Consider the following 9,598-nt stretch of genomic DNA (forward strand, 5'->3'; position numbering starts at 1 on the left):
ACACGGACACAGTAACGAGAAGAAGCGTCTCGACTTTCGAGACATTTCACCCCGCGATCATTTGAAGGAAGAGCAGGAAACACTATGGCGGAGCTGACGATCTCCTCCGACGAGATCCGTAGCGCGATCGATAACTTCACCGCGAGCTACTCACCGGAGTCTTCCCGCGAGGAGGTCGGCACGGTTACGGACACGAGCGACGGAATCGCTCACGTGTCCGGATTGCCGTCGGCGATGTCCAACGAACTTCTGGAATTCCCCGGCGGAGTTCTCGGTGTCGCGCTGAACCTGGATGCCACCGAAATCGGTGCCGTCATCCTCGGTGACTACGAGCACATCGAAGAAGGCCAGGAAGTCAAGCGCACCGGAGACGTGCTGTCGGTCCCCGTGGGCGACGGCTACCTCGGTCGCGTCGTGGACCCCCTGGGCAAGCCCATCGACGGCCTCGGCGACATCGAGTCCTCCGAGACCCGCGCCCTCGAACTGCAGGCTGCCTCGGTGCTCGAGCGTCAGCCCGTCGAGGAGCCGCTGCAGACCGGTATCAAGGCGATCGACGCCATGACCCCGATCGGCCGCGGCCAGCGTCAGCTCATCATCGGCGACCGCAAGACCGGCAAGACCGCGGTCTGCATCGACGCGATCCTGAACCAGAAGGCCAACTGGGAGAGCGGTGACGAGAAGAAGCAGGTTCGCTGCATCTACGTCGCCATCGGCCAGAAGGGCTCCACGATCGCAGGCGTCAAGGCTGCACTCGAAGAGCAGGGCGCACTCGAATACACGACCATCGTCGCGGCTCCCGCGTCCGATTCGGCCGGCTTCAAGTGGCTCGCCCCGTACACCGGCTCGGCCATCGGCCAGCACTGGATGTACCAGGGCAAGCACGTCCTCATCGTGTTCGACGACCTGACCAAGCAGGCCGAGGCGTACCGCGCCATCTCGCTGCTGCTGCGTCGTCCGCCGGGCCGCGAGGCATACCCCGGTGACGTCTTCTACTTGCACTCCCGTCTGCTGGAGCGTTCGGCGAAGCTGTCCGACGAGCTCGGTGGCGGATCGTTGACGGCTCTGCCGATCATCGAGACCAAGGCCAACGACGTCTCGGCGTACATCCCGACCAACGTCATCTCCATCACCGACGGTCAGGTCTTCCTGGAGTCGGACCTGTTCAACAAGGGCGTCCGTCCCGCTATCAACGTCGGCATCTCGGTGTCCCGAGTCGGCGGCGCGGCACAGACCAAGGGCATGAAGAAGGTCTCCGGATCTCTTCGCCTCGAGCTCGCTCAGTTCCGCGAGCTGGAAGCCTTCTCGGCGTTCGCTTCCGACCTCGACGCGGCCTCCAAGGCGCAGCTCGAGCGTGGCGCACGTCTGGTCGAGCTGCTCAAGCAGGATCAGTACGCCCCGGTTGCCGTCGAAGATCAGATCGTCTCGATCTGGCTGGCCGGCCAGGGTACGTACGACTCGGTGCCCGTCGGCGACGTGCGTCGCTTCGAGACCGAACTGCTCGAGGATCTGCACCGCAACGCCAGCGGCGTCTACGACAGCATCGCCGGTGGCAAGGCCCTCGACGAGGACAACCAGAAGGCGCTGACCGAGGCGACCGAGAAGTTCAAGGCCGGATTCGTCGACTCGGACGGTAACCGCGTCGTCAACGAGGCCGAGGCAGACACTCTGAACGCCGACGAGGTCAGCCAGGAACAGGTCAACGTCACTCGCAAGACAGTCAGCAAGTAGGCCTGCGATGACAGGTGACAAGACGAGCACAGAAGGGAGCGTGAACAGCTAGATGGCAAGCATTCTCGAGCTTCGCTCCCGCATCAAGTCGGTCAACTCGACCAAGAAGATCACCAAGGCACAAGAGTTGATCGCGACATCGCGAATCACCAAGGCTCAGGCCCGCGTTGCCGCATCGAAGCCGTATGCGGAAGAGATCACCAAGGTGCTCTCCGCGTTGGCGAGTGCATCGAGCTCGCTCGATCACCCGTTGCTCAACGAGCGACCCGAGCCCAAGCGTGCCGCAGTTCTGGTCGTGACCAGCGACCGCGGTATGTGCGGCGGCTACAACTCCAACGTGCTCAAGGAGACGGAGGAGCTGTTCCAGCTTCTCCGTTCCGAGGGCAAGGATCCGGTCATCTACGTTCTGGGCGCAAAAGGCCTGGGCTACTACACATTCCGCGAGCGGGACGTGAAGGGTGCCTGGACCGGCTTCTCTCAGGAGCCCGGATACGCCGACGCGGCCAAGGCCAGTAGGCACCTGGTCGAGCTGTTCATGGCCGGCTCGGGCACCGAGGTCGACGCTCCCAACGGTGAAGGCACCGTCGAGGGCGTGGACGAGTTGCACATCGTCTACACCCGCTTCGTGTCGATGCTCACGCAGAAGCCCGAAGTTCGCCGTATGGCACCGCTTGAGATCTCGTACACCGACGAGGAATTCGAGATGGGTGCAGACGCGTTGAGCGACTCGCCGACCGCAGATGTGCAGGCACAGTACGAGTTCGAGCCGGAAGCGGGAACTCTGCTCTCGGCGCTGCTGCCCAAGTACATCAGCACCAGGATCTACGCGTCGTTGCTCGATGCAGCAGCGTCGGAGTCCGCGGCGCGTCGTACCGCCATGAAGGCGGCGACGGACAACGCGAACGAATTGGTCGAGACCTTGAGCCGTCAGGCCAACCAGGCTCGGCAGGCCCAGATCACCCAGGAAATCAGCGAAATCGTCGGTGGCGCCAACGCGTTGGCCGACAGCGCAGGAAGTGACTAAGCAATGACCGCAGCAGTAGCCCAAGAGAACGCGAGCGGAGCGGACACACAGTCCGGCCGTGTCGTTCGGGTCATCGGCCCCGTTGTGGACGTCGAGTTCCCGCGCGGCTCGATTCCCGCACTGTTCAACGCCCTCAACGCAGAGATCACTCTGCCGACCGTGGCCAAGACCCTGACGCTTGAGGTCGCACAGCACCTCGGCGACAACTTGGTTCGCACCATCTCGATGCAGCCCACCGACGGACTCGTCCGCGGCACTGCAGTCGTCGACTCGGGCAAGCCGATCTCGGTTCCCGTCGGTGACGTCGTCAAGGGCCACGTGTTCAACGCCCTCGGTGACTGCCTGGACACCCCCGGACTCGGCCGCGACGGCGAGCAGTGGGGCATCCACCGCAAGCCACCAGCCTTCGATCAGCTCGAGGGCAAGACCGAGATCCTCGAGACCGGCATCAAGGTCATCGACCTTCTGACCCCGTACGTCAAGGGCGGAAAGATCGGTCTGTTCGGTGGTGCCGGTGTCGGCAAGACCGTTCTGATCCAGGAAATGATCACTCGTATCGCACGCGAGTTCTCGGGCACCTCGGTGTTCGCAGGAGTCGGCGAGCGTACCCGTGAGGGCACCGACCTTCACCTCGAGATGGAAGAGATGGGTGTCCTCCAGGACACCGCCCTCGTCTTCGGCCAGATGGACGAGCCGCCCGGCACGCGTATGCGCGTGGCGTTGTCGGCACTGACCATGGCGGAGTACTTCCGCGATGTTCAGGGACAGGACGTTCTTCTGTTCATCGACAACATCTTCCGCTTCACGCAGGCAGGTTCGGAGGTGTCGACCCTTCTCGGTCGTATGCCGTCGGCCGTCGGTTACCAGCCCACGCTGGCGGACGAGATGGGTGAGCTCCAGGAGCGCATCACCTCGACCCGTGGACGCTCGATCACCTCGCTGCAGGCGATCTACGTTCCCGCCGACGACTACACCGACCCGGCCCCGGCCACGACGTTCGCGCACCTCGATGCGACGACCGAGCTCTCGCGTCCGATTTCGCAGATGGGTATCTACCCCGCTGTGGACCCGCTGAGCTCGACCTCGCGCATCCTCGAGCCCGGCATCGTCGGTGCGGAGCACTTCCGCGTCGCCAACGAGGTCAAGCGGATCCTGCAGAAGTACAAGGAGCTGCAGGACATCATCGCCATCCTCGGTATGGACGAGCTCCAGGAAGAGGACAAGGTTCTGGTCGGCCGCGCCCGCCGCCTCCAGAAGTTCCTCGGCCAGAACTTCATCGTTGCCGAGAAGTTCACCGGCGAGGCCGGTTCGGTCGTGTCGCTCTCCGACACCATCGAGGCATTCGACAAGGTCACCAAGGGTGAGTACGACCACCTTCCCGAGCAGGCCTTCAACAGCTGTGGCGGTCTCGACGATGTCGAGGCAGCCGCGAAGAAGATGGCCGGAAAGTAGACCGACGTGACTTCTTCCGAGAAGAGCGGCATGGAGGTCTCCCTGGTCGCTGTGGAGCAAAAGCTGTGGTCCGGTACCGCGACCATCGTCAGCGCTCAGACCACCGAAGGTGAGATCGGCATCATGCTGGGCCACGAGCCTGTCCTCGGACAGTTGATCGAGGGTGGCACGGTGTCGATCACCACCACGGATGGCGAGAAGCTCATCGCAGCCGTCCACGGTGGGTTCCTGTCGGTGACCGGCAAGACGGTCACCGTGCTGGCAGAATCGGCCGATTTCGCCGACGACATCGATGTCGAGGCGGCACGGGCTGTAGTGGCAGAGAACGGCGACGACCTCGAGGCCATTGCTGTGGCCAAGGGTCGTGTCCGCGCTGTCGAGCGGTCCTAGGTTCACGAGAAGCCGCGACGAGACCTGCGATGCACTACGGATTGATTGTTCTGATCATTCTGGTTGTGCTGCTCGCAGGGCTCGTCGCGGCTTTTGCGTACCGTCTGATGGTTCTACGGCGCGGGGGGACCGCCGCGATCATGCGGGTATTGCCGACGGACGGTGGGGCCGGTTGGCGTCACGGCATCATTCGGTACGGCGACAACACGCTCGTTTTCTTCAAGCTGTCGAGTCTTCGTCCCGGCCCCGATCATCGGCTGGGTAGACAGGACATTCACGTGGGTGATCGACGAGCCCCACGGGACACCGAGTTCGACATCATGACACCGGACATCGCCGTGTTGGAACTGTCCGACCACGGTAAGTATTTCGAGATCGCCCTGGACAGAAGTGCGTTGACCGCTTTCCTGTCCTGGGTCGAATCTCGTCCCTCCGGTCGGTCGCGTCGCCGCCGACCGGCTGCCTGATCAGCTGTTGTCGGTAGTCGGATCGCTCGAAGTGCGGCTCGACCCGGGAACCCACTGGACGTCGCCCTCGGGGTTGGCGTAGCGGCTGAGAATGAACAGTAGATCCGAGAGTCGGTTGAGGTATTTCGCCGGCAATGCACTCGTGGTCTCCGGGCTCGCGTGCACCGCAGCCCATGCCGACCGCTCCGCCCGTCGGGCCACCGTTCGCGACACGTGTAGCAACGCTCCCAGCGGCGTTCCGCCCGGCAGAATGAACGACGTCAGTGCGGGGAGATCCTCGTTGAACTCGTCGCACCAGCCTTCGAGGCGGTCGACGTAGCTCTGATCGATGCGCAGAGGCGGGTACTGCGGATTCTCGACGACCGGAGTCGACAGATCGGCCCCCGCGTCAAAGAGATCGCTCTGGATGGTGCGGATCACCGAATGCACCGATTCGGGCGGATTGCCCAGTGCGAGAACCACACCGAGGCTCGCGTTGGTCTCGTCGCAGTCCGCGTAGGCAACGAGTCGTTCGTCGTTCTTGGACACCCTCGAGAAATCGCTCAGCCCGGTGGTCCCGTCGTCGCCGGTTCTCGTATAGATGCGGGTGAGGTGGACGGCCATGCGCGCTACGGTACCGCGCGGGTGTCGGCCGGTCCCGCTGGCTACGCTGTCGACGTGAGTGAACGCTTTTTGGTCAACGGTGGAAATCGCCTCGTCGGTGAGGTGGCGGTCGGTGGTGCGAAGAACAGCGTCCTCAAATTGATGGCTGCAGCGCTGCTGGCAGAGGGCACCAGCACGATCACCAACTGCCCCGACATCCTGGACGTGCCACTGATGGCAGAAGTGCTGCGTGGGCTCGGCTGTGAGGTCGAGTTGGAGGGATCGGTCGTTCACATCACCACTCCGGCCATGCCGAAGTATCACGCCGATTTCGCGGCAGTTCGCCAGTTCCGAGCTTCGGTGTGCGTGTTGGGGCCGCTGGTTGCGCGGTGCAAGAGAGCTGTCGTCGCACTGCCGGGTGGTGACGCGATCGGGTCGCGTCCCCTCGACATGCACCAGTCCGGTCTCCAGTTGCTCGGGGCCCGCAGCGAGATCCAACACGGGTGCGTCGTTGCGGAAGCAGACGAATTGCGCGGCGCGAACATCAGACTGGCGTTTCCGTCCGTCGGTGCCACCGAGAACATCTTGATGGCCGCAGTCCTCGCCACCGGGGAGACGGTGATCGACAACGCCGCGCGTGAGCCGGACATCGTCGACGTGTGCAACATGCTCAACGAGATGGGCGCCGATGTCCGAGGTGCAGGCACGTCGACCTTGACCATTCGAGGCGTGAGCGCGCTGAAGCCGACGACCCATCGAGTGATCGGCGATCGCATCGTCGCGGCGACGTGGGGAATCGCCGCTGCCATGACTCGTGGGGATGTGCGAGTGCGTGGTGTGAACCCCAAGCACCTGTCGTTGGTGTTGGACAAGTTGAGGTCCGCCGGCGCCGAGGTCACCAGCGAACCCGACGGCTTCCGCGTCGTGCAGCACGAGCGACCGCACGCGGTCAATTTCGCGACGCTTCCTTATCCAGGGTTTCCGACCGACCTGCAGCCGATGGCCATCGGACTCGCGACCGTAGCCGACGGCACGTCGATGATCACCGAAAATGTCTTCGAGGCTCGATTCCGGTTCGTCGAGGAGATGATCAGGCTCGGGGCCGACGCGCGTACCGATGGCCACCACGCCGTGGTTCGCGGTGTCCCGCAGCTGTCCAGTGCGCCGGTGTGGTCCTCCGATATCCGGGCCGGGGCCGGATTGGTTCTCGCGGGACTGGTGGCCGACGGTACGACAGAGGTGCACGACGTGTTCCACATCGATCGCGGCTATCCGCGATTCGTCGAGAACCTGACTGCATTGGGTGGCAGCATCGAGCGGGTCAGCTGAGAAGCACGGCTTCCAGCGCCTCGACCAATATGCTTATCGCATAGTCCAATTCGTCGTCGGAGACGGAACCGTATCCGACGACAATTCCACCCCGGGCTGTGTGCGAGCGGGTCGAGCGTTCGAGTGTCGGTACGTCCACACCCTTCGCGGCACATGAAGTAGCGACGTCGCGCGCCGACGCGGTATCGAGTATCAACACCGTATGGAGGCCGGCTCCGACTCCGCGGAGCTCGCCGAACCTGGAGAGCGCGGCGGCGACCAGGCGGTCGCGGGTCCGATAGAGCCGGCGCGCCGTTCGGACGGCTCTGTCCCATTCGCCGTCGCGCAACATGGACGTCATCGCATGCTGGACGGGAACCGATGGGTGATCGCCGATCGCGCGGCGCGTTGCCGAGATGCGGTCGACCATCGACCGAGGCGCCACCATCCAGCCGAGACGTATCCCGGCACCGAGGGTCTTGGATACGGTGCCGAGGTACACGGTCCGGTCGGGTGCCAGCTCGGCCACAGTGGGCAAAGGCGCTACGCCGTAACGGAATTCGGAGTCGTAGTCATCCTCGATGATCATGGAATCGTTGCTGCGTGCCCAGTCCGCCAAGGCGCGTCGACGTCCGATCGGCATGAATGCGCCGGTCGGATATTGATGCGACGGCGTGACGTAGACGGCTGGTGTCCGTGGGGGAGTCGAGTCGAGTTGTTCGACGATCAGGCCATCGCGGTCGACGGGGACGTCGTGCAAGGACCACCCGCGATGCGTCGCGAGCGCAGCGGCGGATCTGTATCCTGGATTCTCCAGTGCCAGAACGCATTCCACCGATTCGGCGACGGAAAGCGCACCGAGAGCAAGATCGAGACCGTGAACGCTGCCCGTCGTGATCACGATCGACGCCGGTGTGGTGTGCAGCCCGCGTGCGCGGCGGAGTAGCTCAGCGACGCGAGTCCTCAGTTCGAGCGTGCCGGCAGAATCGGGATAGTCGCCGGGAGGTGGTGTGCCGCCGACCTCGCGCCACGCGCGCTTCCAGGCATCGGATGCCGAGGGCGGAGTCCATGGGATTCCCGGACGGAGCGATATCCGCGGGGGTGTTCGTGGTGTGGTGTGTGCGCTCGACGCCATCGCAACCGATCGAGGTGCACGGGGGATGTGTCGGACATAGTTGCCCGAACCGCGTCGGGCATCGAGCCAACCTTCTGCGACAAGCTGTTCGTAGGCCTTCTCCACGACCGCACGCGCAATGCCCAGATCGACGGAAAGTGCTCGGGTACTGGGTAATCGAGAATCGGGCTTCAGCTCGCCGGCGTCGATTGCGGATCGGATGCGATCGGCCAGTTGGACGGGCAGCGTCCGAGCGTCGGCGCGATCGATGGTGATCGACAGAGTGATCGGGAGCATGGACCAGCGGTCTCCTTCGTCGTCTACATCGAAGTGGCCTGAACAAAATCGACTGGATTGGATCATGACACAAGGCCACTCGTACCGGATCCTGAAACCATGACAGTCCACGACGTGCCTCTTTCCCCGACGCCGCGAACCGTAGTGAAGCGGGGTAGGCCTCGTGCCGGCCTCGAACGGGCATTGCTGCTGGACGTACTGCGCGCCGCCCGTATCTGTCATATGGGCGTGATCGTGGCCGGAGTTCCGCGCGTCGTGCCGACGGTGTTCGGCGTGGATCCGGCAGGCCCGGACAGGGAAGGCACGCTGTACCTGCACGGATCCGTGGCATCACGCAGCATGATCGATGCTCCGGAGCAGGACATCTGCGTCACCATGACCGTCGTCGACGGTCTCGTCCTCGCGCGATCGGCATTCCATCATTCGATGAACTATCGAAGTGCCGTTGTCGTCGGACGGCCTCGTCGAGTGGTGGACGCCGACGAGCGGATTCGAGCATTGGACACGATCGTCGATCAGGTGATCCCCGGAAGAAGCGCACATCTGCGCTCGCATACGCGGAAGGAGCTGGCTGCCACCGCGGTGCTGGCGCTTCCGATGTACGAGGCATCGGTGAAATCGCGGTCAGGTGGTCCGGTCGACGACGACCTCGACATCGAACGGGGCGACGTGTGGGCCGGCGTTGTTCCGGTGTGGGAGGCACTCGGCGTCGCCGAAGCTGCCGCGGACCTCGCGGCGGAAATCCCGGTTCCGAAGCATGTGGACGATGTGCGCCGGAACGCGATGCGGGGGTGAACGCTGTTGCAGCAGTGGCAGTTCGGGCTGTGGTTGGCATCACAAGCGCAACCTGCAGCGGGTTGCGGTCGCGGTGACCTGACGCGTCGCCGTCGAGCTGCGCGAATGTCACGAGAGCATCGGGCGACCTGCCGATTTGCGTTGGTGTGGTTGGTGGCGTAACTTTTGTCGAGTCAGAGCGACGGACACCGACCCGGTCTTCACGGACTGGGTGAACGAGGTTGGACGTGTGGCTCGGCAGGTTTTATCCCCCAAGAGTCGGGCCTTGTGTCCGAGACCAAGCTGGGATAGGCTGGAACAGTTGCCCTTGAGGCCGACGGACTGTGTGTTCGTGGGGTGAGAGTGTGTGCGTGTTCTTTGAGAACTCAACAGTGTGTCGATGAATGTCAGTGCCGAATTTATTTGGTGAAAGCATTCGATGTATCAGCCATCCGCTTGTGG

Annotated in this window: 9 protein-coding genes; 7 read left to right on the top strand and 2 right to left on the bottom strand. The window is 63.6% G+C overall.

The genetic code is table 11. The features are described from left to right. Nucleotides 1-84: 84 nt before the first annotated feature. Genes atpA through CH295_RS17375 form a run of 5 tightly spaced genes read left to right on the top strand, consistent with a single transcriptional unit; the run spans nt 85 to nt 5,061 of the window. Complete coding sequence (gene atpA, locus CH295_RS17355) at nt 85-1,728, top strand: F0F1 ATP synthase subunit alpha (RefSeq protein ID WP_037193380.1); 1,644 nt, start codon at nt 85-87, stop codon at nt 1,726-1,728. Nucleotides 1,729-1,780: 52 nt separating this feature from the next. After that, a complete protein-coding gene (locus CH295_RS17360; protein WP_037193379.1) occupies nt 1,781-2,752 on the top strand; it encodes a F0F1 ATP synthase subunit gamma in 972 nt (323 codons plus the stop codon). A gap of 3 nt (nt 2,753-2,755) precedes the next feature. Further along, entirely contained in the window at nt 2,756-4,204 is a 1,449-nt protein-coding gene (gene atpD / locus CH295_RS17365) for a F0F1 ATP synthase subunit beta (protein WP_027497899.1), read from the top strand. Nucleotides 4,205-4,234: 30 nt separating this feature from the next. Beyond that, a complete protein-coding gene (locus CH295_RS17370; RefSeq protein ID WP_037193376.1) occupies nt 4,235-4,594 on the top strand; it encodes a F0F1 ATP synthase subunit epsilon in 360 nt (119 codons plus the stop codon). A 29-nt stretch (nt 4,595-4,623) separates the two neighbouring features. Then, nucleotides 4,624-5,061 carry a DUF2550 domain-containing protein gene (locus tag CH295_RS17375; RefSeq protein ID WP_037193375.1) on the top strand — a complete coding sequence of 146 codons (438 nt, stop codon included), beginning with the start codon at nt 4,624-4,626 and terminating at the stop codon, nt 5,059-5,061. On the opposite strand, the gene CH295_RS17380 is transcribed toward CH295_RS17375, so the two are convergent. Then, on the bottom strand, nt 5,062-5,664 hold the full coding sequence (locus tag CH295_RS17380; protein ID WP_094632787.1) for a cob(I)yrinic acid a,c-diamide adenosyltransferase: 603 nt from the start codon (nt 5,662-5,664) through the stop codon (nt 5,062-5,064). Nucleotides 5,665-5,718: 54 nt separating this feature from the next. Between CH295_RS17380 and murA the strand changes: the two genes are divergently transcribed. Beyond that, entirely contained in the window at nt 5,719-6,972 is a 1,254-nt protein-coding gene (gene murA, locus CH295_RS17385) for a UDP-N-acetylglucosamine 1-carboxyvinyltransferase (protein ID WP_094741417.1), read from the top strand. Here murA and pdxR read toward each other — a convergent pair. Further along, nucleotides 6,965-8,362 carry a MocR-like pyridoxine biosynthesis transcription factor PdxR gene (gene pdxR / locus CH295_RS17390; RefSeq protein ID WP_094741415.1) on the bottom strand — a complete coding sequence of 466 codons (1,398 nt, stop codon included), beginning with the start codon at nt 8,360-8,362 and terminating at the stop codon, nt 6,965-6,967. The genes murA and pdxR overlap by 8 nt on opposite strands. 99 nt (nt 8,363-8,461) lie before the next feature. On the opposite strand from pdxR, the gene CH295_RS17395 reads away from it, so the two are divergent. Beyond that, nucleotides 8,462-9,157 (top strand): pyridoxamine 5'-phosphate oxidase family protein, encoded by a 696-nt coding sequence (locus CH295_RS17395; RefSeq protein WP_094741416.1) that lies wholly within the window; start codon nt 8,462-8,464, stop codon nt 9,155-9,157. The last annotated feature ends 441 nt before the right edge of the window (nt 9,158-9,598 follow it).

The organism is Rhodococcus sp. 14-2483-1-2, from assembly GCF_002259405.1.
GTDB lineage: Bacteria > Actinomycetota > Actinomycetes > Mycobacteriales > Mycobacteriaceae > Rhodococcoides.

Bases quoted from the DNA above. Each gene is read 5' to 3' on its own strand.
- atpA (WP_037193380.1), top strand. From the start codon at position 85: ATGGCGGAGCTGACGATCTCCTCCGACGAGATCCGTAGCGCGATCGAT.
- atpD (WP_027497899.1), top strand. From the start codon at position 2,756: ATGACCGCAGCAGTAGCCCAAGAGAACGCGAGCGGAGCGGACACACAG.
- CH295_RS17375 (WP_037193375.1), top strand. From the start codon at position 4,624: ATGCACTACGGATTGATTGTTCTGATCATTCTGGTTGTGCTGCTCGCA.
- CH295_RS17370 (WP_037193376.1), top strand. From the start codon at position 4,235: ATGGAGGTCTCCCTGGTCGCTGTGGAGCAAAAGCTGTGGTCCGGTACC.
- CH295_RS17380 (WP_094632787.1), bottom strand. From the start codon at position 5,664: ATGGCCGTCCACCTCACCCGCATCTATACGAGAACCGGCGACGACGGG.
- pdxR (WP_094741415.1), bottom strand. From the start codon at position 8,362: ATGCTCCCGATCACTCTGTCGATCACCATCGATCGCGCCGACGCTCGG.
- CH295_RS17360 (WP_037193379.1), top strand. From the start codon at position 1,781: ATGGCAAGCATTCTCGAGCTTCGCTCCCGCATCAAGTCGGTCAACTCG.
- CH295_RS17395 (WP_094741416.1), top strand. From the start codon at position 8,462: ATGACAGTCCACGACGTGCCTCTTTCCCCGACGCCGCGAACCGTAGTG.